Genomic DNA, 24371 nt, shown 5'->3' with positions numbered 1-24371 from the left:
CGCCGCACCCTCGTCCCAGCGCACGTGCATGCGCCCGCCCAGCGTGTCCACCACCTGCGGCGCGCCGGCCGCCACTTCGGCCGCCAGGGCCACCTCGCGCATGCGTTGTTTGCTCTCACCCATCGGGTGAGTGTGCCAAGACCCGTCAAAGCCGCGCCAGTGCTCGCTTAGCGCGCGATGACGGACGGTGAACTGCTGGATTCAGGTTCAGTCGGTGACGATCACCTTCCTCACCGCCTCGCTGACGTTGCCCGCGTCGGTGCTCGTGGCCGTCGTCTACGTCCTCGGCATGCTCACCGGCGGTTCGCTGCTGGCGCTGCTGCGCGGCGCGGTCCGCAAGGCGTCGCAGCAGCCGCCTGCGGATTCCGGTGCAGCGCCCAAGCCCTAGGACGGTGCCCACCGTCTCGGCCGGCAAGACGCCCGCGGAATGACGGCCGCCGATCCGGCGGCGCCTGGGGTGCCTTCGCGCGCAGGCACGACGCCGCTGGCGCTGCCGCGCTGCTCGCCGTGGCGCGGGCGCGTGCCTTCAGGGATGCGGCTGCCCCGGCGGCACCGCCGCCTTCGACGGCGCGCGCAGGTGCAGCGCGGCCTTGGCCATCAGGTTGGCCGACACCGGCGCGGTGATGAACAGGAACAGCGTGATCAGCAGTTCGTGCAGGCCGTGGTTGCCCTGCGACCAGTTGGCCGCCATGCTCGCGATGAGCACGCCGCCCACGCCCAGCGTCGTCGCCTTGGTCGGCGCGTGCAGGCGCATGTAGAAGTCCGCAAAGCGCAGCATGCCGATGGCGCCGACGAGCGCGAACACGCCGCCCACCACCAGCATCGCCGCGATCGCCACGGCCCAGGCCCAGTGCAGTTGCTCGATCATCGCCGGCCCTCCTTCACTCGATGACGTCGCCGCGGCTCAGGTAGCGCGACAGCGCCACCGTCGACACGAAGCCCAGCAGCGCGATCAGCAGCGCCGCCTCGAAGAACAGCCCGGTGCCGAAGCGCACGCCGAACAGGATCACCAGCGCGACGACGTTGATGTACATCGTGTCCAGCGCCAGCACGCGGTCGGGCGCCTCGGGGCCGCGCAGCAGGCGCACCGCGCTGACCAGCAGCGCGAGCCCGACGGCGGCGAACGCGAAGTCCAGCGCCCAGGCGACGAGTTCGGTCGGCGTCATCCGAAGATCTCCATCAGCGGTCGTTCGTAGCGCTGCTTGATCTGCGCGGCCATCTCGGCCGGATCGTCGCAGTCGAGCGCATGCACGAGGATCTGGCCGTGCGCGTCGTCGACGACGCACGACACGGTGCCTGGCGTCGTCGTGATGATGGTGGCCAGCAGCGTGATCGCGGTGGGGTGCTGCGTGTCCAGCGGCACCGGCACCCAGGCCGGCTTCGGCGCCGACGCCGGGTTCAGCACGATGCGCGCGACCGTGACGTTGGACACGACGATGTCCCACAGCACGACGAACGTGAAGCGCAGCGCGGTGCCCAGCGCGCGCGGATTCGCCGCCGGCCCGATGAAGCGGTGCGTGAGCCGGGGCACCACGAGGCCGAGCACGACGGCGGCGATCAGGTCGGCCGGCGCCACGCTCTGGCGCAGCAGCAGCCACACCACTGCGAGCAGCACCGACAGCGCCGGGTGCGCGAACCAGCCGCCGTCGTCCCGGGGGTCGTGGCGCGGCGTCATCGCGGGGTCTCCGGCGCCGGCGCGCCGGGGCGCGGCTCGAAGCGGTAGGGCTTGGTCGTGTCCAGCGCCTCGCTGCCGAGCACGGCGCGCGCGTAGGCGGCGCGGTCGGCGAGCTGCTTCGCGGCGGCGTCGGTGTAGCGCTGCAGCGGTGCGGCGAACACCGTCATCGCCACGGTGGCGGCGAACAGCGCCATCGTCGCGCCGACGAGCTTGGGGCTCGCGCCCGCGGGGCCGGCGGCCGGCAGCTCGGGGCGCGCGTGCCAGAACAGCACGCTGCCGGCGCGCGCCAGCCCCACCAGCGTCAGGAAGCCGACGCCGAGCACGACGACCCACACCGTGGCCTGCCACGCATGCGCGGCGGACGCTTCCAGGATCATCAGCTTGCCGATGAAGCCCGGCAGCGGCGGCAGCGCGGCGGCCGACGCGGCGGCCAGCAGCATCATCAGCCCGAGCAGCGTGGGCTGCGCCACCGGCGACGCCGGCTCGAGCCGGTCGGCCGCGTCGCCGCGCTGCGCGGCCACCAGCTCGGCCAGCAGGAACAGCCCCGCGACCACCAGCGTGCTGTTGGCCATGTAGTACAGCGCCGCCGACCACGCCGCCGGCGTGAACAGGCCGAGTGCCGCGAGCACCGTGCCCACCGAGGCCACCGTCAGCCACGCCACCAGCCGCCCCAGCGTGCGCGCCGCCAGCGCGCCGAGCACGCCGACGACGCTGGTGGCCAGCGCCAGTGGCAGCAGCAGCGGCGCCACCGTGAGCGCCGAATCGCCGGCCCCGGCGCCGAACACCACGCCGTGCACGCGCACGATAGCGTAGACGCCGACCTTGGTCATGATCGCGAACAGCGCCGCCACCGGCGCGCTGGCCGCCACATAGGTCGCCGGCAGCCACATCGCCAGCGGCATCAGCGCCGCCTTGAAGCCGAACACGACGAGCAGCAGCAGCGCCGCGGCCTGCACGACGACCGACTCCGGCGCCGTGACCTCGGGCACGCGCAGCGCGAGGTCCGCCAGGTTCAGCGTGCCCGTCTTCGCGTACAGCAGCGCGACGCCGATCAGGAACAGCGCCGACGCCGTCAGGTTCAGCACCACGTAGTGCACGCCGACGCGGAAGCGCTCGGCGCCCTGCCCGTGCAGCATCAGCACGTACGACGCGATCAGCAGCACCTCGAAGAAGACGAACAGGTTGAACAGGTCGCCGGTGACGAAGGCGCCGCCCAGCCCCATCAGCTGGAACTGGAACAGCGCGTGGAAGTGGCGCCCGTGCGCGTCCCAGCCGCCGGTGGCGTACCACAGCACCGGCAGCGCGACGACGGCGGTGAGCAGCAGCATCATCGCGCCGAGGCGGTCGATCACGAGCACGATGCCGTAGGGCGCCGGCCAGTCGCCGACGCGGTAGGCGCGCACGTCGCCGCCGGCTGCCTCGACGGCCAGGCGCGCGGCGACGACGAGGAACAGCAGCGTCGACGCCAGCGCGATGCGCCGCGCCCACAGCAGCTTGTGGTGGCCGTGGCCGCCGTGCGCGTCGCCGCCGTGGTCGCCGAGCAGCAGCAGCACGATGGCCGTCACCGACGGCAGCAGCACCGGCAGGATCGGCAGGTGGTCGGCGAACCCGCTCATCGGCCGCCTTCCTGGCCGTCGTGCGGGACATCCTGTGGGCGATCGCCCCGGCCGTCGACGTGGTCGCTGCCGTTCTCGTGCCGGCTGCGCAGCGCGAGCTCGATCACGAAGCCGGTGGTCGCGAAGCCGATCACGATGGCGGTCAGCACCAGCGCCTGCGGCAGCGGGTCGGCGAAGCTCGCGGCCTCGGGCGAGAGGATCGGCGGCGCGCCGGCCCACAGCCGCCCCATCGCGAAGATGAACACGTTGACGGCGTAGCCGATCAGCGTCAGCCCGAGCACGACCGGGAACGTGCGCCCGCGCAGCAGCAGGTAGATGCCCACCGCGACGACCCAGCCGATGCCGGTGGCGACCAGGAACTCCATCGTCATCGCGGCGCCCTCCCCGGCAGCGGCGGCTTCGGCGGCTCCTTGCTCGCGGCGCCGAGCACCGACAGCATCAGCATCGTCGCGCCGACCACGGTGACGTAGACGCCGAGGTCGAACAGCGCCGCGCTGGCCAGCGGCAGTTCGCCGAGAAGCGGCACGCTCGGGTGCCCGTGCGCGCTGGTCATGAAGGGCTTGCCGAAGAAGAAGGCGCCCACGCCGGTCAGCCACGCGATGCCCAGGCCCAGGCCGATCCAGCGCGTGAAGCGCCGCCCACCCGCGGCGTGCAGCACCGCCTCGGCGCGCTCCTGGCCCTGCGCCATGTACTGCAGCACCAGCGCCACCGACGTCACCAGCCCGGCGATGAAGCCGCCGCCGGGCAGGTTGTGGCCGCGCCAGAAGATGAACGCGCTGACGACGAGCGCCATCGGCAACACGACGCGCGCGGCCATGCGCAGCATCAGCGGCTCCTGGCCGTAGCTCCACGCGCGGCCGGCCGGGTCGCGGTCGGGGCGGCGCACGCGGAAACCGTCGAGCAGCGCGAGCACGCCGACGCCGGCGATGCCCAGCACCGTGATCTCGCCGAACGTGTCATAGCCGCGGAAGTCGACCAGGATCACGTTGACCATGTTGGCGCCGCCGCCGCCGGGCAGCGACTGGTCGAGGAAGTACCAGCTGATCGACTCGTGGTCGCGCGTGAGCATCAGCCACGTCAGCCACGCGATGCCGCCGCCGCCGGCCGCGGCCAGCACGGCGTCGCGCCAGCGCCGCGGCGCGCTCGACTCGTTCGGCGAGAACTGCGGCAGCAGCGCCAGGCCCATCAGCAGCATCACGGTCGAGACGACGTCGACCGACAGCTGCGTCATCGCCAGGTCCGGCGCCGACAGCGCGACGAACGCGAGCGACGCCACCAGCCCGACGCCGCCGGTCAGGACGACGGCGACGTAGCGCTGGCGGTGCTGCACCAGCAGCAGCGCGCCGATGGCGAGCAGCAGCCCCCACACCGCCACGGCCACGGGAGGCGCCGGCAGCAGCGCGCGCGCCTGCGCGCCCAGCCCCTCGCCCGGCGCGGTCCAGAACGGCCAGGCGGCGAAGACGACGGCGGTGGCCACCATCCACGCCGCGTAGCGCTGCAGCGAGCCGTTCTCGAGCGCGCACGTGAAGCGCCCGGCGGCACCGAACAGCGCGTCGATGGCGGCGATGAAGATCGCCTTGCCGCCGCGCCCGCTGGGCACGTAGCGGTGCAGCCACCCGTCCTTCTGCAGCGCGACGTACATCGCCGCGCCGCCAGCCACCGCGACCGCGCTCATCGCCAGCGGCCAGTTCAGGCCGTGCCACAGCGCGAGGTGGAACACGGGCGCCGGCGCGCCGAGCACGGCCGATGCCGTCACGCGCACCAGCGGCTCGGCGAGGAAGGGCATCAGGCCCACCGCGATGCACGCGGCCACCAGCAGCACGACGGGGGCCTTCATGCCCCACGGCGGCTCGTGCGGGTGCGCCACCGGCAGGTCGCGCGGCGGGCCGTTGAAGAAGGTGTCGTGCACGAGGCGCAGCGAGTACGCCATCGAGAACAGCCCGCCCAGGGTCGCGAGCACCGGCACCGCCCAGCCGAGCGGGCCCCACATCGCGCCGCCGTGCAGCGCCTCGCCCAGCATCATCTCCTTGCTGATGAAACCGTTGAGGGGCGGCAAACCGGCCATCGCGGCGCCGGCGACGAGCACCAGCGTGCCCATCACCGGCATCATCGCCATCAGGCCGCCCAAGCGGCGCATGTCGCGCGTGTGCGTCTCGTGGTCGACGATGCCGGCGCTCATGAAGAGGGCCGCCTTGAAGCTCGCGTGGTTCAGGATGTGGAACACCGCGACCACCGCCGACATCGGCGAGCCCAGCCCGATGAGGAACGTGATCAGCCCGAGGTGGCTCACGGTGCTGTACGCGAGCAGGCCCTTGAGGTCGTGCTTGAACGTGGCGACGAAGGCGGCGAAGACCATCGTCGCGAGGCCGACGCTGGCGACGATGCCCTCGAACAGCGCCGTGCCGCCGAGCACCGGGTACAGGCGCATCAGCATGAACAGCCCCGCCTTGACCATCGTCGCCGAGTGCAGGTAGGCCGACACCGGCGTCGGCGCGGCCATCGCCTCGGGCAGCCAGAAGTGGAACGGCAGCTGCGCGCTCTTCGTGAAGCAGCCGACCAGGATCAGCCCGAGCGCCACCGGGTACAGCGGGTGCGCCTGGATCTCGGCACCACGGCCGAGCATGCCCGACAGGTCGTAGGTGCCGGCGATCTGGCCGAGCACGACGATGCCGGCCAGCATCACCAGGCCGCCGCCGCCGGTGATCGCGAGCGCCATGCGCGCGCCGGTGCGGCTCTCCTCGCGCGTGCCCCAGTAGCCGATCAGCAGGAACGAGCTGATGCTCGTCAGCTCCCAGAACACGAGCAGCAGCAGCAGGTTGTCCGCGAGCACGATGCCCAGCATCGCGGCCATGAACAGCATCAGCGTCGCGAAGAACTTGCCGGCCGGGTCGCCATCGGGTCCGGGGTGCAGGTAGTACGCGGCGTAGACGACGATCAGCAGCCCGATGCCGCTGATCAGCGACGCGAACATCCAGCCCAGCGCGTCGAGGCGGAAGTTGGCGTTCAGCCCGATCGCCGGCACCCACTCGGCGTGGTGCAGCAGCACCTCGCCCGCGAACACGCCGGGCGCGAGCGACATCAGCAGCGCGAACGCCGACGCCGCGACGGCGCCGGCGACGACGGCCGTCGCGCGCCGGCGCGCGGTCGTCTCGACGCGGCCGACGGCGTGGCACAGCACGGTGCCGGCCACCAGCGGCAGCAGGACGATCAGGGCGAGCAGGTTCATCGTGGGCACACGGCAGGGCCGCGGACCCTCACCGCCGCGCTCCCCCCGCAAAGGCCGCGCGATTGTAGGGACGCCGGCTGAGCGGCGGCTTGCAGGCGCCGCGGCGACAGCGCGACAGCCTCGCCACAGGGGCGCTGGCTACACTTTCGGCGTTCCCGCACTGCCGAAGACACCGTCATGCCCACCACGATCCGCCACGCCGACCTCGTCGAGACCGTCGCCGCCGCGCTGCAGTACATCAGCTACTACCACCCGGCCGACTACATCGCGCACCTCGCGCGCGCCTACGACCGCGAGCAAAGCCCCGCGGCGAAGGACGCGATCGCGCAGATCCTCACCAACTCGCGCATGTGCGCCGAGGGCCACCGCCCGATCTGCCAGGACACCGGCATCGTCAACGTGTTCCTGAAGATCGGCATGGACGTGCGCTTCGAGGGCTTCCCCGGCTCGATCGAGGACGCCGTCAACGAGGGCGTGCGCCGCGCCTACCTGCACCCCGACAACAAGCTGCGCGCCAGCATCCTCGCCGACCCGATCTTCGAGCGCAAGAACACGAAGGACAACACGCCGGCGGTGATCCACATGACGGTCGTGCCCGGCGACAAGCTCGACGTGACGGTGGCGGCCAAGGGCGGCGGCAGCGAGAACAAGAGCAAATTCAAGATGATGAACCCGAGCGACGACCTCGTCGCGTGGGTGCTCGAGACGGTGCCGACGATGGGCGCCGGCTGGTGCCCGCCGGGCATGCTCGGCATCGGCGTGGGCGGCACCGCCGAGAAGGCGATGCTGCTGGCCAAGGAAGCGCTGATGGAGCCGATCGACATGTACGAGCTGCTGCAGCGCGGACCCGCGAACAGGCTCGAGGAGCTGCGCATCGAGCTGTACGAGAAGGTCAACGCGCTGGGCATCGGCGCGCAGGGCCTGGGCGGGCTCACCACCGTGCTCGACGTCAAGATCGCGACGTACCCGACGCACGCGGCGAGCAAGCCGGTGGCAATGATCCCGAACTGCGCGGCCACGCGCCACGCACACGTCGTGATGGACGGCTCGGGGCCGGCCTACCTCGAGCCGCCGAGCCTGGACCTGTGGCCCGACGTGCACTGGGCGCCCGACTACAACAAGAGCACGCGCGTCGACCTGAACACGCTCACGCGCGAGCAGGTCGCGAGCTGGAAGCCGGGGCAGACGCTGCTGCTGTCGGGCAAGATGCTCACCGGCCGCGACGCTGCGCACAAGCGCATCGTCGACATGCTCGCCCGCGGCGAGAAGCTGCCGGTGGACTTCACGAACCGGGTCATCTACTACGTCGGCCCGGTCGACCCGGTACGCGACGAAGTCGTCGGCCCCGCCGGCCCGACGACGGCGACGCGGATGGACAAGTTCACCGAGACGATGCTCGCCAAGACGGGCCTGATCGCGATGATCGGCAAGGCCGAGCGCGGCCCGGCGGCGATCGAGGCGATCCGCAAGCACAAGAGCGCCTACCTGATGGCCGTCGGCGGCGCCGCGTACCTCGTCGCGAAGGCGATCAAGGCGGCCAGGGTCGTAGGCTTCGAGGACCTCGGCATGGAGGCGATCTACGAATTCGAGGTCCAGGACATGCCGGTCACGGTGGCCGTCGACAGCCAGGGCACGAGCGTGCACCAGACCGGGCCGCGCGAGTGGCAGGCGCGGATCGGCAAGATCCCGGTCACGGTCGCCTGAGGCTGGCGGGCGCGGTTGGAGCTCGTCGCGCTGCTGAAGTCGCTGGCGCTGGTGCCGGTGACGCTGCTGCCGATCATCAACCCGCTGACGGCGGCATCGGTGTTCGTCGCCACCGCCGGCCACAACCGCGCGGTCGCGAAGCGCCTGGCACGCCAGGTCGCGATCAACGCGTGGTTCGTGCTCGTCGCGTCGCTGCTGGTGGGCAACGTCGTGCTCGAGTTCTTCGGCATCTCGCTGCCGATCGTGCGCATCGGCGGCGGGCTGCTTGTGGCCGCCACCGCGTGGCGCATGCTGTCGAGCCAGGCCGGCGACGAGGTGCAGACCGCCACGGCCGAGAGCGCGAGTGCGCTGTCGGACGTCGAGGTGATGCGCCGCAGCTTCTTCCCGATCACGTTCCCGCTGACGACCGGGCCGGGCACGATCGCCGCGTCGATCGCGCTCGGTGCGCAGCTGCCGAGTTCGCCGGTGATGTACGTGGCCGGTGCCGGCGTGGCCATCCTGGGCGCCGCGGTGACGGCGCTCGTACTGTACCTGGTGTTCGCCAACTCGGCGCGCGTGCTCGGCAAGCTCGGGCCGATCGGCACGCTGGTGATGATGCGGCTGCTCGCGTTCATGCTGCTGTGCATCGGCATCCAGTTCATCTGGGACGGGTGGGCGCAGCTCAACGGGCTGGCGCGCTGAGCACGGCGCGCTGCCGCGCGACGGGCTGTAACGGTGATACGCTGGCTTCATGGACGCTGACGACTTCCCCCTGCACCCGGGCCGCCGGGCCCGTACCGCCGCGCTGATCGCGCTCGTCGCCGCACTCGCCGGCTGCGCCGCCGGCCCCGCGGTGCGCACCACCGCACTGCCCGAGGCGAGCGCGTGCCGCAGCCTGGGCTGGATGCCGCCGCAGGCCAACGCGCCGGCCGCGACAATCGCCGACCAGAAGATCCGAAACGCGATCCAGCGCACGCTCGACGCCGCGGGCCGCGCACCGACGGCCGCGGCACCGGCGTGCTGGGTCACGTTCTCGACCTCGCGCAGCGGTGGTGCGTCGAGCGGCTCGGGAATGAGCGTCGGCGTCGGCGCCGGCGGCGTCTCGGGCGGGTCGGTCGGTGTCGGGCTCGGCGTCGGGTTCTCGATCCCGATCGCCGGCGGCCCGGTGCGCGACACGCGGCTGACGATCGACCTCGTCGATGCGCAGCGCCGCCAGCAGGTGTGGAGCGGCAGCGTCGACGACGCCTATGCGTCGGCGGCACCGGCCGACGACGACATCGAGCGCGCGGTACAGGCCATTTTGGCCAAGCTGCCGCCGGCGCGCTGATTCGCGGGCGGCGTCAGGACGCCGGTCGCGTCAGCTGCGCGCCCGCGGGCAGGTGCAGCACGCGCTGCGGGAACGGGATCTCGATGCCCATCTCGCCGAGCGTGCGCAGGATCGCGAGGTTGACCTCGGAGCGCACGTTGGCCTGCCCGTTCTCGGGGTCGCCGATCCAGAAGAACAGCGTCAGCTCGAGGCCGTCGGCGGCGAAGTTGGTCAGCCGCACCGACGGCGCCGGGTCGGCGAGCACGCGCGGCACCGCCCGCACGACGTCGGCGAGCCGCGCCATCACCGGCTCGACGTCGGTGCCGTACGGCACCTGCACGACGGTGTTGAGCAGCACGTTGCGGTCGGCCAGCGACAGGTTCTCGATGCGCGACGTGATCAGCATCTCGTTGGGCACGATCGACTCGCGCCCGCCGAGCGAGCGGATCACGGTGTAGCGCGTCGTGATGTCGGTGATCTGACCCTCGAAGTTGTCGACCCGCACGAGGTCGCCGATGCGCAGGCTGCGCTCGGCGAGGATCACGAAGCCGCTGACGTAGTTAGCCGCCAGCTTCTGCAGCCCGAAGCCGATGCCCACGCCGATCGCGCCGCCGAGCACGCCCAGCGCGCCGAGCGGGATGCCCGCGGCGGACAGCGCGATCAGCAGGCCGACCAGCAGCAGCAGCGCGCGCGTCGCGTTGGCGGCGATCTTGCGCAGCGACAGCTCGTCGGCCGCGCGCCCTTCGACGGCGAGCAGCCGCGACTCGATCGCCGCCGAGACCCACAGCGCGAACACGAGCACGACGATAGCCGTCAGCGCGCCCTCGACGAGCGCGCGCACCGACACCTGCGTGCCCCCCATCGTCCAGCGGATCTGGTCGAGCTCGGCGACGATCAGCGGCAGCAGCCCGGTGAGCCACAGCACGAGACCGACCCACACGACCCACGACAGCGTGCGCTCGAGCGCCCGCACCAGCGCCGAGGTCGGGAACGCGACGTGCAGCACGCGCACGCCGACGCGGATGATGACCAGCGACGACAGGATCGGCACCGCGAGCCGGAACACCGTGACCGGCACCGCGTCCCGGATCAGCCAGCGCACCAGCAGCGCCGCGCCGAGCGCGAGCACCGGGAACAGCACGCCGTCGACGATGCGGTCGCCAAACCAGATGCTGCCGGGACGCGCCGCGGCCCCGCGGATCAGCCGCACCACGAGCCACGCGCCGCCCAGGCACGCCGCCAGCAGCGCGAGCTCGGCCAGCGCCGACGCGCTGAACAGCTTGGCGACGAAGGCTTCGAGTTCCGGCCCGGGCCGCAGTGACAGTTCGCCGACGTTCATGCCGCGACGCCGGCCAGCACGCGCAGGTGCGCCGCGACGCTGCGCGCCAGCGCCGACAGGTTGTAGCCGCCCTCCAGGCACGAGACGATGCGGCCGCCGGCGTGGCGGTCGGCCATGTCCTTGATGCGGCGCGTGATCCACTCGTAGTCGGCCTCGACGAGACCGAGCTGGCCGAGGTCGTCCTCGCGGTGCGCGTCGAAGCCGGCCGAGACGAAGATCATCTGCGGGCGGAACTCGTTCAGCCGCGGCATCCACATCTGCTCGATCAGCTCGCGGATCTCGGCACCGCGCGTGTACGGCGGGATCGGCACGTTGACCATGTTGGTGCCCATCGGCACCGCGCCCGTGCCCGGATACAGCGGGTGCTGGAAGAAGCTGGCCATCAGCACGCGCTCGTCGCCGGCGACGATGTCCTCGGTGCCGTTGCCGTGGTGCACGTCGAAGTCGACGATCGCCACGCGCTCGAGCCCATGCACGTCGAGCGCGTGGCGCGCCGCGACCGCGACGTTGTTGAAGAAGCAGAAGCCCATCGTCTGGTCGCGCGTCGCGTGGTGGCCCGGCGGGCGCACCGCGCAGAACGCGTTGTCGACGCGGCCGGCGAGCACGGCGTCGGTGGCGGCCACCGCGGCGCCGGCCGCGCGAAGCGCCGCGCGCCAGGTGTGCGGGTTGGCGATCGTGTCGGGGTCCAGCGCCTTCGTCGTGCCCTCGTCGCGCACGCGCTCCAGCAGGTTCTTGAGCTCCATGACGTACTGCACGCTGTGCGCGCGCTGCAATTGCTCCAGCGTCGCCAGGGGAGGCTCGTGATGCTCCAATGCGATGTCCAGCCCCGTGGCGAGCAGGTGGTCGGCGATCGCATCGAGCCGCTGCGGGCACTCCGGGTGGCCGGCACCCATGTCGTGGGCATGGCAATCCGGGTGGCTGAAGAAAGCGGTACTCATGAAGCTTGTCTCGCTCGAAGGTGTGATGCGGCCGACATCGCCGCTGTCGTCGCAGCTCGCCCGGCTGGTCGATCAGATTAGCACGATCATCGTCGGCAAACGCCGCCAGATCGAGGACTGCGTGGCGTGCCTGCTCGCAGGCGGCCACCTGCTGATCGAGGACGTGCCGGGCGTCGGCAAGACGACGCTGGCGCACGCGCTGGCGCGCTCGCTCGGGCTGGCGTTCAACCGCGTGCAGTTCACCGCCGACCTGATGCCCAGCGACCTGACCGGCGTGTCGGTCTACGAGCGCAGCAAGGAGGCCTTCGTGTTCCACCCCGGCCCGCTGTTCACGCAGGTGCTGCTGGCCGACGAGATCAACCGCGCCGGCCCGAAGACGCAAAGCGCGCTGCTCGAGGCGATGGAGGAGCAGCAGGTCACGGTCGAGAACGACACACGCGCGCTGCCGCGGCCGTTCTTCGTCATCGCGACGCAGAACCCGAGCGACCAGCTCGGCACCTACCCGCTGCCCGAGAGCCAGCTCGACCGCTTCCTGATGTGCCTCACGCTCGGCTACCCCGACCGCGCGAGCGAGCGCGCGCTGCTCGCCGGCGAGGACCGCCGCGATGCGGTGCAGCGGCTCGCGCCGGTGATGAGCGCCGACGAGCTGATCGCCGCGCAGCGGCAGGTGCTGCGCGTGCACGCGTCGGAAGCGCTGCTCGACTACGTGCAGGCGCTGATCGCGGCCACGCGCAGCGGGCAGTGGTTCGTCGAGGGACTGAGCCCGCGCGCCGGCATCGCGCTGCTGCGCGCGGCCAAGGCGCGCGCGCTGCTCGACGGGCGCGACTACGCCGCCCCCGACGACGTGCAGGCCGTGCTCGTGCAGTGCATCGCGCACCGGCTGGTGCCCGCCGCCGGTGCCGGCCGCGGGCGCGCCGAGCAGGTGCGCGCGATGATGGAAGCGATCGACCTGCCCTGACGGCCTGCGGTGAGCGTGGCCGCACCCGCCGAGCGACTCGCGCCCGACGCCGCCCGCCGCGGCTGGCGCGCCCGCGCGCGTCGCTGGTGGCTCGCGCGGCTGCCGCGCACCGACCGCTGGACGCTGACGCAGCGCAACGTCTACATCCTGCCCACACGCGCCGGCGCGCTGTTCGCGTTCACGCTGCTGCTGATGCTCGTGGCGTCGATCAACTACCAGCTCAACCTCGGCTATGTGCTGACCTTCTTGCTCGCCGGCGCCGGGCTCGTGTCGATGCACCTGACACACGGCACGCTGCGCGGGCTGACGCTGCAGCTGCGCACGCCGGCGCCGGGCTTCGCCGGCGAGCCGGTCACGGTCGAGGTGCTGATCTCGAGCCCGTCGCGCGAGCGGCACGGCATCGGCGTCGCGTTCGACGCGCCGCCGGCGCAGCGCCAAACCGCGTGGGTCGACGTGCCGGCGCAAGGGCAGGCCGTCGCGCGGCTGGCCTTCGTGCCGCAGCGGCGCGGCACGCACGCGGTACCGGCGCTGCACGTCGAGACGCGGTTTCCGTTCGGGCTGTTCCGCGCCTGGTCGCTGTGGCGCCCGCAGGCCGAGGTGCTGGCGTGGCCGGTGCCCGAGCAGCCGCCGGCGCCGCTGCCCGCGGCCGAGCCGCGCGCCGGCGAGCGGCCCGGCGTGCGCGCCGCGCGCGGCGAGTTCGACGGCGTGCGCGCCTACCAGCGCGGCGACGCGCTGCGCCAGGTGGTGTGGAAGAAGGCCGCGCGCACCGGCGAGCTCGTCAGCCGCGAGACGCGGCGGCCCGCGGCGCACGAGCTGTGGCTCGAGTGGGCCGCCACCGCCGGGCGCGGCGACGCCGAGGCGCGGCTGTCGCGGCTGGCCGCGTGGGTGATGGCCGCCGAGCGCGCCGACGTGCACCACGGGCTGCGCCTGCCTGGCATCGAACTCGCACCAGGCCACGGCGACGCGCACCGACGCCGCGCGCTCGACGCGCTGGCACTGTTCACCGGCGGGGGGGCGGCGTGAACCACCGCGCGATCGACGCCCTCGACAAGGGCTTCGCGGTGTCGACCTGGTGGCCCGGCTGGGCGCACCTGCCGCGCGACACGCGCGACGCGCTGTTCCTGCTCGGCGTGATCGCCTGGACCGTGCTGCCGCACGCCGGCCACCTGCCGGCGTGGTGTATCGCGATGACGGCGGCGGTGCTGCTGTGGCGCGCGCGGCTGGCGCTGCTGCAGCAGCCGCTGCCGGGGCGCTGGGCGGTCGCCGGCGTGCTCGTCGCCGCCGCCACGCTGACGGCGTGGAGCCACGGCACGCTGCTGGGCAAGGACGCCGGCGTCACGCTGCTCGTCGTGCTGATGGTGCTCAAGACGCTCGAGCTGCGCGCGCGGCGCGACGCGCTCGTCGTGTTCTTCCTCGGCTTCTTCCTCGTGCTGACGAACTTCCTGTACTCGCAGTCGCTCGCGGTCGCCGCGGCGATGCTGATCGCGGTGTGGGGGCTGCTGACGGCACTCGTGCTCGCGCACATGCCGGTCGGGCGGCCGTGGCTGCGCCAGGCGATGGCGATCGCCGGGCGCGCGGCGCTGCTCGGCGCGCCGATCATGGTCGTGCTGTTCGTGCTGTTCCCGCGCTTCGGGCCGCTGTGGGGTCTGCCGCACGACGCGACGGCGCGCACCGGGCTTTCGGGCACGCTGACGATGGGCGGCATGGCCGACCTCGTCGCCGACGACACGATCGCGTTGCGGGCGCGCTTCGACGGTCCGCCGCCGCCGCCCGAGGCGCTGTACTGGCGCGGGCCGGTGCTCGCGCAGTTCGACGGCCGCGACTGGCGGCGGCTGTCGCCGACCTTCCCCGCCGCGCTGCAGCCCGGCGCCGAACTGCGCACGCGCGGCGACGGCATCGGCTACGAGATCGTCGTCGAGCCGTCGCGGCTGCCGACGCTGCCGCTGCTCGAGGCCACGCCCGACAGCGGACCCGACGCGCCGCGCATCGACGGGATGCGCCTGACGTTCACGCCCGACCTGCAGTGGCTCGCCGACCGCCCGCTGACCGACCGCGTGCAGCTGCGCGCGCGTGCCTACACCGACTTCGCGCACGGCCCGGCGCGTAGCGTGCTCGGCTTGCAGGACTACCTAGAGCTGCCCTCGGGGTACAACCCGCGCACGCTCGAGTGGGCCGCGGCACTGCGCCGCCAGAGCGCCTACGCGCAGGCCGACGCGCCGGCGCTGGTGCAGGCGGTGCTCGCGCACATCCGGCGCGAGAACTTCAGCTACACGCTGTCGCCCGGCACCTACGGCGACGAGCGTGGCCGCCACGCCGTCGACGAGTTCTGGCTCGACCGCCGCGCCGGCTTCTGCGAGCACTTCGCCACCGCCTTCGTCGTCGTGATGCGCGCGCTCGACGTGCCGGCGCGCGTCGTCACCGGCTATCAGGGCGCCGACCCGGTGCTGCAAGACGGCTGGGTCGTCGTGCGCAACAGCCATGCGCACGCGTGGGCCGAGGTCTGGATGGCCGGGCGCGGCTGGGTGCGCGTCGATCCGACGGCGGCGGTCGCGCCCGAGCGCATCCAGCGCAGCCTCGCGCTGCGCCCGCCGCCCGGGCTCGTCGCCGGCGCGCTCGGCGACGTCCACCCCGAGCTGCTGGCCGCGCTGCGCCGCGGCTGGGAGACACTGAACCACCAGTGGAACCGGTGGGTGCTGAACTATTCGCGCGGGCAACAGTTCGACCTGCTGCGCGCGCTGGGCTTCAGCGCGCCGGACTGGGCCGACCTCGGCGTGCTGCTCGTGGCGATCCTGAGCGCCGCGGCGCTCGGCGGCGCCGCTTGGGCGGCGTGGGACCGCTGGCGGCAGGACCCGTGGAAGCGGCTGCACCGCCGCCTGCGCGAGCGGCTCGGCGACCTCGGCGTCGCGGCCGGCGCCCACGAGGCGCCGCGCACGCTGGCCGCACGCGTCGACGCGGCGCTCGGCGCCGCCGGCGCGCCGGTGGCCGAGCAGCTGCGCCGGCTCGACCGCCTGCGCTACGCCGAAGGCGGTGCGCCGCTGCAACCGGGGCCGTGGTGGCGCGGCTTCGACCGCGCGGTGCGCGCCGCGCGCCGCGCGAGGGCATGACGCGGCGGCCCGGATAATCGCCCCGTGTCCCTGCGCCGCCTGCCGTTCGCGCCGACCGTATGGCCGGCCCTCGCCGCAGCGGTCGCCTTGGCGGCGGCCGCCGCAGCGGCGCCCGCCGCCGACGGGCGTCCGGTGCGCGTGGCCGACGCGCCGACGCGTGCGACATCGCGCACACCGGCACCACCCCCCTACACCGAGCGCGCCGACGTGCGCCGCTTCGTCGCCGAGGTCGCGGCCACGCACGGCCTCGACGCCGAGTGGGTCGCGCGCCAGCTGCGCCAGGCGCGCCACGTCGGCGCCGTCACGCGGCTGATCATGCCGCCGCCGGCCGGCGTGCCCAAGAACTGGGCCGCCTACCGCGCGCGCTTCGTCGAGCCGCAGCGCGTGCGCGCCGGCGCCGCGTTCTGGCAGGCGAACGAGGCCGTGCTCGCGCGCGCCGAGGCGCAGTACGGCGTGCCGGCGGCGCTGATCGTCGGCATCATCGGTGTGGAGACCTTCTATGGCCGCTTCACCGGCGAGTTCCGCACGCTCGACGCGCTGGCCACGCTGGCCTTCGACTTCCCCGCCGGCCGCAGCGACCGCAGCGCGTTCTTTCGCGACGAGCTCGGCCACCTGCTCGCGTGGACCGCCGCCGAGTCGATCGACCCGGCCAGCGTGCGCGGCTCGTATGCCGGCGCGATCGGGCTGCCGCAATTCATGCCCAGCAGCATCCGCCGCTGGGCCGTCGACTACGACGGCGACGGCCACATCGACCTGCGCCGCAGCGCCGCCGACGCGATCGGCAGCGTCGCGCACTACCTCGCCGCGTTCGGCTGGCAGCGCGACGTGCCGACGCACTTCGCCGTGACACCGCCGCCCGAAGGCCCCGCACGCGACGAGCTGCTCGCCCCCGACATCGCGCCCAGCTTCACCGCCGCGCAGTTCGCCGAGCGCGGCGCCGTGCTCGACGACGCCGGGCGGGCGCACGACGGACTGCTCGCGCTCGTCGAAGTCGAGAACGGCGACGCGCCGCGCAGCCACGTCGCGGGCACGACGAACTTCTTCGTCGTCACGCGCTACAACCGCTCGAGCTACTACGCGCGGGCGGTGATCGAGCTCGGCGACGCCGTCGCGGCCGAACGTGCCACCGCCCGTGCCACCGCCGTCGGCGCCGCGCCCGCGAGCGACGGCGTGGCGCGCCCTGAGGCGGCGATGCCGCGATCACACCGCCCCGACGACGCGGCCGCCAGGGCGTGGCCGCGTGGGTGGGCCCGCTCAGCGCCGGCGCGCGCCGCCGGTCTTGGCCGTGGTCGCCGACGGCGCTGCGGCGCTCGCCGCTGCGCCCTGGCGAAGCGCGTCCGACATGCCGATCAGCACGCCGCTGACCATCGCGGCGTAGCTCTCGGCCAGCGCCTGCGCCGCGCGCAACCCAGCACGGCGCGACTCGCGCGCCGCGCCCTGCATCTGCGCGACCATCTGCTCGACGGCCTGCACCGTCTTGGCGGCCTGACCGCCGGCCAGCGTGCCGCCGGCTTGCATCTTCTCGAGCACCTGCTGCCACGGTCCGGCCAGCGGCGCGCCGGCGCCCTCGGCGCCCTTCTTCACCGCGGCGATCAGCGTGTCCTCGATCTTGTCGAGGTCGTCGAGCGCCTTCTTCAGGTGCTTGTCGCGCAGGTCGGCGCCTTGGGCGAGCAGCTGCTGCAGCGCGACGCGGTTCGCGTCGACGGCCTTGAGCAGCGCGTCGTCCATCCCGGCCACGGCCTGGTCGAGCAGCGGCGCGACGTCGGCGCCGAGCGGGTTCTTCGCCAGACCGGCGCCGGCCGCATCGGTGACCGTCTTGAGCACCTGGCGGATGTTCTTCAGCGTCAGCTCGCGCCCCTGCAGCGCCGCCAGCGTGGCCTGGCCCACTGCCTGGCGCAACTGCTCGGACTGCGTGGCCGTCGCCGACTCGAACATCGCGATCAGGGCGTCGGCGTCGAAAGCGGGCTTGCTCATCGAATTTCCTCGGTGCGGTGGCGTGCGGGCCGCAATGCTCGCACCGGCTGCGCGAATGCACAAGCGCGCCGCTCACGCGGGCGGCGCGATCTGCTCGGCCCAGTCGGTCAGGGCCTCGAGCAGCGCCATCGCGCGCGCGTCGTCGGCGTGAGCGTCCGCCAGCGCGTCGATACGCTCCTGGTACGCCGCCAGCGTCAGCGCACCGCCCGCCCCGTCGTACAGCCGCCGGGCGCAATGCCGTTCCCAGCGCCGGCGCTCGTCGGCGTCGAGCGTCGCGGGGAAGTTGCGCGCGCGCCAGCGCCACACCAGCTCGTCGAGGCGCGGGTCGTCGAAGGCCGGGCGCCGGTGTGCCAGCTCGTCGGGCGGCAGCGCACGCAGCCGCTCGAGCGCGCGGCGGTCGGCGTCGCCGACAAAGCCGCCGTACAGGTCCTCGTCGACGTCGAGCGGCTCGCCGCGCCCGGGGCGTGCGAACACGTCGGGCCACAGCCCGACGAGCGACGGGGCGAGCCGCTGCGCCTCGTGCAGGTGGCGCTCGACGCGCGTGCCGTCGATGCCCCAGCGCTCGGCCATCGCCGGCGTCAGCACCTTCGGGTTGCCGATCACGACGGGCGCGCGGTTCAGGTGGATCGTCTTCAGCGGCAGCCGCTCGATGCCGTCGGGCAGTTCGTCGCTGCGCGTGAACAGCCGCGCGCGGACCTCGCCGGCGTCGAGGCCGGCCAGGCGCTGCGGGTCTTCGGCAAGGTCCCAGACGATGACCTCGTTGCGGTTCGTCGGGTGCGGCGCCAGCGGCCACACCAGAGCGAGGCAGCCGCGCTCGACCGGGTAGCGCCCCGAGACGTGCAGCAGCGGCACACCGGCGCGCTGTGCGGCGGCGATCTCGTCGGCCACGGCCTGCCTGCCGCGGCGCGCGAGCAGGAAGTCCCACAGCCTGCGCTTGCGCGTGCGCAGCAGGCGCGCGAGCGCGATCGTCGCGCGCACGTCGCTCAGTGCATCGTGCGCCGACGCGTGCGCGAGGCCGTTGGCGGCGGTCAGCTTCTCGAGGCGGAAACTCGGCCGGCCGTCGTCGCCCGCCGGCCACGCGATGCCCTCGGGGCGCAGCGCGTAGGCGCAGCGCACGACGTCGAGCAGGTCCCAGCGCCCGCAGCCGTTCTTCCACTCGCGCGCGTACGGGTCGCGCAGCGTGCGCCAGAACAGAAAGCGCGTGACCTCGTCGTCGAAGCGGATCGAGTTGTAGCCGACGCCGACCGTCTGCGGCGCCGCGAGCTCGGCCTCGACGACGGCGGCGAAGTCGTGCTCGCTCACGCCGTGCTCGAGCGCGTGCTGCGGTGTGATGCCGGTCAGCAGGCAGCTCTTGGGGTCGGGCAGGCGGTCCGGCGCCGGGCGGCAGTACTGCATCACCGGCGGCGCGATCTCGTTGAGTTCGGCGTCGGTGCGCACGCCGGCGAACTGCGCGGGGCGGTCGCGGCGAGGATCGCGGCCGAAGGTTTCGTAGTCGTGCCAGAAGAAGGTGAACGCGTCCATCGGGTGCACGATAACGCAGCGCCTGCGGGGCTTCGGCTAAGCTTGTCGCCCTGCCCCCTTCCCGTGCCCCGGAGACCCCGATGACCCGCGCGATCAACTTCAGCGCCGGCCCCGCCGCGCTGCCCGAACCGGTGCTGCAGCGCGCCGCCGCCGAGATGCTCGACTGGCACGGCTCGGGCATGTCGGTGATGGAGATGAGCCACCGCGGCAAGGAGTACATGGCGATCCACGCGCAGGCCGAGGCCGACCTGCGCGAGCTGATGGCCATTCCCGCGAACTACAAGGTGCTGTTCATGCAGGGCGGCGCGATCGCGCAGAACGCGATCGTGCCGATGAACCTGCTGCGCGGGCGCACGAGCGCCGACTACGTGCACACCGGCGAGTGGTCGAAGAAGTCGATCCAGGAGGCCAAGAAGTACTGCGAGGTGCGCATCGCCGCCACCGCCGAGGCGAGCCGCTTCACGCACGTGCCGCCGCGCACCGAGTGGCAGCTCGACCCCAACGCCGCCTACGTGCACATCTGCGCGAACGAGACGATCGGCGGCGTCGAGTACCACTGGACACCCGACACCGGCGACGTGCCGCTGGTGGCCGACATGTCGAGCAACATCCTCTCGCGCCCGGTCGACGTCAGCCGCTACGGCCTGATCTATGCCGGCGCACAGAAGAACATCGGCCCGGCGGGGCTGACGATCGTGATCGTGCGCGACGACCTGATCGGCCAGGCGCTGCCGGTCACGCCGTCGGTGTTCGACTACAAGCAGCTCGCCGACAACGATTCGATGCTCAACACGCCGCCCACCTACGCGATCTACATCGCCGGCCTCGTGTTCCAGTGGCTCAAGGACCAGGGCGGGCTCGACGCGATGGCCGCGCACAACGAGCGCAAGGCCGCGCTGCTGTACGACTTCCTCGACGCGAGCAGCTTCTACGTCAGCCCGGTCGCGAAGGCCGACCGCTCGCGGATGAACGTGCCGTTCAGGCTGAAGGACGAGTCGCTCGACGAGGCGTTCCTGAAGGGCGCGCAGGAGCGCGGCATGGTGCAGCTCAAGGGCCACCGCTCGGTCGGTGGCATGCGCGCGTCGATCTACAACGCGATGCCGATCGAGGGCGTGCAGGCGCTGGTCGACTACATGAAGGAGTTCGAGGCGCGCCATGGCTGAAGGCCAGGCGGCGCGCCTGCGCGTGCGCGTGCTCAACCAGATCTCGGCGCACGGCCTCGAGCGCCTGCCGCCCGAGCGCTACGAGGTCGGCAAGGACCTCGCCGACCCCGACGCGATCCTGCTGCGCTCGGCCGACCTGCACCAGGCGCCGATCCCGGCCAGCGTCCAGGCGATCGCGCGGGCCGGCGCCGGCACGAACAACATCCCGGTCGCGGCGATGAGCGCGCGAGGCGTGCCGGTGTTCAACGCGCCGGGCGCCAACGCCAACGCGGTCAAGGAGCTCGTGCTCGCCGGCATGCTGATCGCGGCGCGCAACCTGGCGCCGGCGCTGCGTTTCGTCGCCGCACTCGACTCCGCGTCACCCGACCTCGAGAAGACCGTCGAGGACGGCAAGAAGGCCTTCGCCGGCTTCGAGCTCGCCGGGCGCACGCTGGGCATCGTCGGGCTGGGCAAGATCGGCTGCCTCGTCGCCGACGCCGCGATCCGCCTCGGCATGGACGTACTGGGCTACGACCCGCACATCACGGTCGACGCGGCGTGGAGCCTGCCGTCGCAGGTCAGGAAGGCCGCCAGCGTCGCCGACGTGCTCAAGCACGCGCACTTCGTCACGCTGCACGTGCCGCTCGCGGAGTCGACGCGGCACCTCGTCAACGCCGACAACGTCGCGCTGATGAAGCGCGGCGCCGTGCTGCTGAACTTCTCGCGCGAGGGCGTCGTCGACGACGCGGCCGTCGTCGCCGCGCTCGAGCGCAAGGCCTTGCACGCCTACGTCTGCGACTTCCCGAACGCGACGCTGCACGGCCGCGAGCGCGTCGTCGCGCTGCCGCACCTGGGTGCGTCGACGCACGAGGCCGAGGAGAACTGCGCGCGCATGGTGATCGACCAGCTGCGCGCGTACCTCGAGCACGGCCAGGTCGAGCACGCGGTCAACTTTCCGAGCGTCACGATGGCGCGCGAGTCGCCGTGGCGCGTGGCGATCGCCAACGCCAACGTGCCGAACATGCTCGGCCAGATCTCGACGGCGATGGCGCGCGCGGGGCTGAACATCCACAACATGGTGAACAAGTCGCGCGGCGAGATGGCCTACACGCTCGTCGATGTCGACAGTCCCGTCACCGACGCGGTGCTCGCCGAGCTGCGGCGCATCGACGGCGTGCTGTCGGTGCGCTATCTGCCCGACGCTTTGGCCTGACCGGCGTGGACGCCGCGAGCCTCGACGACTTCCGTGCCGGCGTGCGGCGCTTCGTCGAGCGCGAGGTGGCGCCGCACGTCGACGCGTGGGACGAGGCCGGCGAATTCCCGCGCGAGCTGTACCGGCGCGCTGCCGCGCTCGGTCTGCTCGGACTGGGCTACCCCGAGCATCTCGGCGGCACGCCGTGCGACTTCGCGACGCGGCTGGTCGCCGTCGAGGAGATCGCGCGCGCCGGCAGTGGCGGGCTCCTCGCGAGCCTGTTTTCGCACAACATCGCGCTGCCGCCGCTGCTCGCAGCCGGCAGCGCCGGGCTGCAGCGGCGCGTGATCGCGCCGGTGCTCGCCGGCGAGAAGATCGCCGCGCTGGCCGTCACCGAGCCCGGTGGCGGCTCCGACGTCGCGCAGCTGCGCACCACCGCGCGGCGCGACGGCGACGCGTACGTGATCGACGGCGAGAAGGTGTTCATCACGTCGGGGATGCGCGCCGACTGGCTGACGGTGGCGGTGCGCACCGGCGGCCCCGGCGCGGGCGGCATCTCGCTGCTCGCGGTGCCGGGCGATGCACCCGGGCTGACCCGTACGCCGCTGAAGAAGATGGGCTGGTGGTGCAGCGACACGGCGCACCTGCGCTTCGACGGCGTGCGCGTGCCGGCCGACCACCTGATCGGCGCCGAGCACGGCGGCTTTCGCCTCGTCATGGAGAACTTCAACGGCGAGCGGCTCGTGCTCGCCGCCGGTGCCGTCGCGTTCGCGCAGGTCGCCTACGACGAGGCGCTCGACTGGGCGCGCCAGCGGCGCACCTTCGGCCGCACGCTCGTCGAGCACCAAGCGGTGCGCCACAAGCTGATGGACATGCGCACGCGCATCGTCGCCAGCCGCGCGCTGCTCGCCGACGTCACGCGCCGGCTCGACGGCGCCGGTGGCCGCCCCGACGCCGAGACGGTCGCCGACCTGTGCCTGCTGAAGAACGACGCCACGCGCACGATGCAGCACTGCGCCGACGCCGCGGTGCAGATCCTCGGCGGCATGGGCTACATGCGCGGCACGAAGAGCGAGCGCATCTACCGCGAGGTCAAGGTGATGACGATCGGCGGCGGCGCCGACGAGATCATGAAGGAACTCGCCGCGCGCCAGCTGGGGATCTGAATGCCACGCTTCTCGACGCTGAAGCTCGCGGTGCGCGGGCGCATCGCGACGATCACGCTGAACCGCCCCGAGCGGCTCAACGCGATCGACGACCGCATGCCCGGCGAAATCGAGGCCGCCGTGCGTGCGGCCAACGACGACGCGCGCGTGCACGTGATCGTGCTGCAGGGGGCGGGTGCCGCGTTCTGCGCCGGCTACGACCTGAAGTTCTACGCCGAGCACGCGCACGAGGCGAACCAGCCGATGCCGTGGCAGCCGATGCTCGACTACAAGCTGATGAAGCGCCACACCGAGCAGTTCATGAGCCTGTGGAAGAGCCACAAGCCGACGATCTGCAAGGTGCACGGCTACGCGGTGGCCGGCGGCAGCGACATCGCGCTGGCCTGCGACCTGCTCGTGATGGCCGACGACGCGAAGATCGGCTACATGCCCGCGCGGGTGTGGGGCTGCCCGACGACGGCGATGTGGGTCTACCGCCTTGGCGCGATGCGCGCCAAGCGGCTGCTGTTCACCGGCGACCTGATCGACGGACGCACGGCGGCTGACTGGGGCTTGGCAACGCTCGCGGTGCCGGCGGCCGAACTCGACGCCGCGACGACGCAGCTCGCCGAACGCATCGCCGGCGTGCCCACCGCGCAGCTGATGATGCAGAAACTCGTGATCAACCAGGCCGTCGAGGCGATGGGGCTCGAGCAGACGCAAATGTTCGCGACGCTGTTCGACGGTATCACGCGCCACTCGCCCGAGGGCGTTTGGTTCCGCCGCTACGCCGAGGCGCACGGCTTCCCGGCCGCGGTCGAGTGGCGCGACTCGGGCCGACCGCTGCCCGAACTGCCCCCGGGCGACGTCGGCGATGCGCACATGGCGCCGCCGGCCGACCCCGCCGCACGCTCGGCCTGGTCGCGCGACGTCACCGGCAAGCGGCGACGCCGCCGCGGCGGCTGACGCGCGACGGCGCGGGGACTCAGATGCCTCGCCGGCCCCGCGCTGGCACCGAACGTCGCATTCGTTGGCCTGTCGCGGTTGGCGCTTTGCGACGCCGATGAGCACTGGCACCGCGAGCCAGGGCACGTCTGCGCACGCCGCCAACGGTTGCCCGCGCGGCAGGCGGCACCCGCTGCGGGCGATCTCCGGGGTGGCGAGCTGCGCAGCGCGGGGGCGGTGCACGAAGCGCACTTCGTGCACTGACTCGCAGCGGTTGTCCGAGCGCAACGACCGCAGGGGCGCGGCGAGTTCGGCCGCGCCCCCCCGCCCGAGCAGCGCAGCGCAGTCGGCCCGCACGGCCAACCGCCCAGTGTGAGCCCGCAGCGGGCGCCGACTGCAACGCCGCGCCGACCGCTGACCCTAAATCCGGCAGTTACCCCGTCGCTGGCAGGCCAGCCGCGGGTCGTGGTGGGCCGACGATCGGGGCTATGCGGTCGCTGACGTAGCGCAGCAGGCAGCCCCAGCGGTCGAGGTCCTTGAACTGCTCCGCAGCTGACCGAACGTGCTGCAAGGCCGCGCCGATGTTGGCGATCAGCCGCTTGAGCAT

21 protein-coding genes and 1 pseudogene are annotated in these 24371 nt (G+C 72.9%); 12 read left to right on the top strand and 10 right to left on the bottom strand.

Annotated features, from left to right (window positions below):
* The first annotated feature begins 214 nt into the window (after positions 1 to 214).
* The gene (locus tag DRV96_RS16305; RefSeq protein ID WP_235823448.1) at positions 215 to 388 is read left to right on the top strand and encodes a hypothetical protein; all 174 of its coding nucleotides are present in this window, start codon (positions 215 to 217) and stop codon (positions 386 to 388) included.
* Positions 389 to 526: 138 nt separating this feature from the next.
* Here the strand turns inward: DRV96_RS16305 and DRV96_RS16300 are convergent, their stop codons facing one another.
* From DRV96_RS16300 to DRV96_RS16275, 6 genes are read right to left on the bottom strand one after another with little or no spacing between them, the layout of a single operon-like run.
* Complete coding sequence (locus DRV96_RS16300) at positions 527 to 868, bottom strand: Na+/H+ antiporter subunit G (protein ID WP_119293100.1); 342 nt, start codon at positions 866 to 868, stop codon at positions 527 to 529.
* Between the two features lie 13 nt (positions 869 to 881).
* On the bottom strand, positions 882 to 1166 hold the full coding sequence (locus tag DRV96_RS16295) for a K+/H+ antiporter subunit F (RefSeq protein ID WP_119293097.1): 285 nt from the start codon (positions 1164 to 1166) through the stop codon (positions 882 to 884).
* Entirely contained in the window at positions 1163 to 1675 is a 513-nt protein-coding gene (locus DRV96_RS16290; protein ID WP_119293094.1) for a Na+/H+ antiporter subunit E, read from the bottom strand. Before DRV96_RS16290 ends, DRV96_RS16295 begins: the two co-directional genes overlap by 4 nt.
* Positions 1672 to 3291, bottom strand: a complete 1620-nt coding sequence (locus tag DRV96_RS16285; protein WP_119293092.1) for a monovalent cation/H+ antiporter subunit D — start codon at positions 3289 to 3291, stop codon at positions 1672 to 1674. Before DRV96_RS16285 ends, DRV96_RS16290 begins: the two co-directional genes overlap by 4 nt.
* Positions 3288 to 3656 carry a Na+/H+ antiporter subunit C gene (locus tag DRV96_RS16280; protein ID WP_210757082.1) on the bottom strand — a complete coding sequence of 123 codons (369 nt, stop codon included), beginning with the start codon at positions 3654 to 3656 and terminating at the stop codon, positions 3288 to 3290. The genes DRV96_RS16285 and DRV96_RS16280 overlap by 4 nt, the downstream gene beginning before the upstream one ends.
* A gap of 2 nt (positions 3657 to 3658) precedes the next feature.
* Entirely contained in the window at positions 3659 to 6517 is a 2859-nt protein-coding gene (locus DRV96_RS16275) for a monovalent cation/H+ antiporter subunit A (RefSeq protein WP_119293088.1), read from the bottom strand.
* A 177-nt stretch (positions 6518 to 6694) separates the two neighbouring features.
* On the opposite strand from DRV96_RS16275, the gene DRV96_RS16270 reads away from it, so the two are divergent.
* From DRV96_RS16270 to DRV96_RS16260, 3 genes are read left to right on the top strand one after another with little or no spacing between them, the layout of a single operon-like run.
* Positions 6695 to 8221: a fumarate hydratase gene (locus tag DRV96_RS16270; RefSeq protein WP_119293086.1), complete on the top strand. Its 1527-nt coding sequence runs from the start codon at positions 6695 to 6697 to the stop codon at positions 8219 to 8221.
* A gap of 15 nt (positions 8222 to 8236) precedes the next feature.
* Positions 8237 to 8902 (top strand): MarC family protein, encoded by a 666-nt coding sequence (locus DRV96_RS16265; RefSeq protein ID WP_119293084.1) that lies wholly within the window; start codon positions 8237 to 8239, stop codon positions 8900 to 8902.
* Positions 8903 to 8951: 49 nt separating this feature from the next.
* Positions 8952 to 9527: a DUF4136 domain-containing protein gene (locus DRV96_RS16260; protein WP_119293082.1), complete on the top strand. Its 576-nt coding sequence runs from the start codon at positions 8952 to 8954 to the stop codon at positions 9525 to 9527.
* Between the two features lie 13 nt (positions 9528 to 9540).
* On the opposite strand, the gene DRV96_RS16255 is transcribed toward DRV96_RS16260, so the two are convergent.
* Both DRV96_RS16255 and DRV96_RS16250 read right to left on the bottom strand, forming a co-directional pair.
* The gene (locus DRV96_RS16255; RefSeq protein ID WP_119293080.1) at positions 9541 to 10845 is read right to left on the bottom strand and encodes a mechanosensitive ion channel family protein; all 1305 of its coding nucleotides are present in this window, start codon (positions 10843 to 10845) and stop codon (positions 9541 to 9543) included.
* Complete coding sequence (locus DRV96_RS16250; protein ID WP_119293078.1) at positions 10842 to 11783, bottom strand: histone deacetylase family protein; 942 nt, start codon at positions 11781 to 11783, stop codon at positions 10842 to 10844. The genes DRV96_RS16255 and DRV96_RS16250 overlap by 4 nt, the downstream gene beginning before the upstream one ends.
* 25 nt (positions 11784 to 11808) lie before the next feature.
* Between DRV96_RS16250 and DRV96_RS16245 the strand changes: the two genes are divergently transcribed.
* The 4 genes and pseudogenes from DRV96_RS16245 to mltB all read left to right on the top strand — a co-directional run.
* Positions 11809 to 12741: an AAA family ATPase gene (locus tag DRV96_RS16245; protein ID WP_210757081.1), complete on the top strand. Its 933-nt coding sequence runs from the start codon at positions 11809 to 11811 to the stop codon at positions 12739 to 12741.
* A gap of 15 nt (positions 12742 to 12756) precedes the next feature.
* Complete coding sequence (locus DRV96_RS16240; protein ID WP_119293106.1) at positions 12757 to 13764, top strand: DUF58 domain-containing protein; 1008 nt, start codon at positions 12757 to 12759, stop codon at positions 13762 to 13764.
* Positions 13761 to 15845: a transglutaminase TgpA family protein gene (locus tag DRV96_RS16235; protein WP_235823447.1), complete on the top strand. Its 2085-nt coding sequence runs from the start codon at positions 13761 to 13763 to the stop codon at positions 15843 to 15845. The genes DRV96_RS16240 and DRV96_RS16235 overlap by 4 nt, the downstream gene beginning before the upstream one ends.
* A gap of 24 nt (positions 15846 to 15869) precedes the next feature.
* Positions 15870 to 16895: pseudogene (gene mltB / locus DRV96_RS16230) on the top strand (lytic murein transglycosylase B); the annotation flags it as partial.
* A 204-nt stretch (positions 16896 to 17099) separates the two neighbouring features.
* Here mltB and DRV96_RS16225 read toward each other — a convergent pair.
* Positions 17100 to 17819 carry a DUF6781 family protein gene (locus DRV96_RS16225; protein ID WP_119293076.1) on the bottom strand — a complete coding sequence of 240 codons (720 nt, stop codon included), beginning with the start codon at positions 17817 to 17819 and terminating at the stop codon, positions 17100 to 17102.
* A 72-nt stretch (positions 17820 to 17891) separates the two neighbouring features.
* A complete protein-coding gene (sbcB, locus tag DRV96_RS16220) occupies positions 17892 to 19340 on the bottom strand; it encodes an exodeoxyribonuclease I (RefSeq protein WP_119293074.1) in 1449 nt (482 codons plus the stop codon).
* Positions 19341 to 19420: 80 nt separating this feature from the next.
* Here sbcB and serC point away from each other — a divergent pair, with 80 nt between their 5' ends.
* From serC to DRV96_RS16200, 4 genes are read left to right on the top strand one after another with little or no spacing between them, the layout of a single operon-like run.
* Positions 19421 to 20503 carry a 3-phosphoserine/phosphohydroxythreonine transaminase gene (serC, locus tag DRV96_RS16215; protein WP_119293072.1) on the top strand — a complete coding sequence of 361 codons (1083 nt, stop codon included), beginning with the start codon at positions 19421 to 19423 and terminating at the stop codon, positions 20501 to 20503.
* Positions 20496 to 21695 carry a phosphoglycerate dehydrogenase gene (locus DRV96_RS16210; RefSeq protein WP_119293069.1) on the top strand — a complete coding sequence of 400 codons (1200 nt, stop codon included), beginning with the start codon at positions 20496 to 20498 and terminating at the stop codon, positions 21693 to 21695. Before serC ends, DRV96_RS16210 begins: the two co-directional genes overlap by 8 nt.
* Before the next feature lie 5 nt (positions 21696 to 21700).
* Positions 21701 to 22840: an acyl-CoA dehydrogenase family protein gene (locus tag DRV96_RS16205; protein WP_119293067.1), complete on the top strand. Its 1140-nt coding sequence runs from the start codon at positions 21701 to 21703 to the stop codon at positions 22838 to 22840.
* The gene (locus DRV96_RS16200; RefSeq protein ID WP_119293065.1) at positions 22841 to 23785 is read left to right on the top strand and encodes a crotonase/enoyl-CoA hydratase family protein; all 945 of its coding nucleotides are present in this window, start codon (positions 22841 to 22843) and stop codon (positions 23783 to 23785) included.
* Positions 23786 to 24371 lie beyond the last annotated feature (586 nt).

This window comes from Azohydromonas sediminis, assembly GCF_003574675.1.
GTDB classification, from domain to species: domain Bacteria; phylum Pseudomonadota; class Gammaproteobacteria; order Burkholderiales; family Burkholderiaceae_C; genus Calidifontimicrobium; species Calidifontimicrobium sediminis.
Note: the sequence above shows the minus strand (reverse complement) of the source record. Positions and strands in the feature narration are given on the sequence as shown.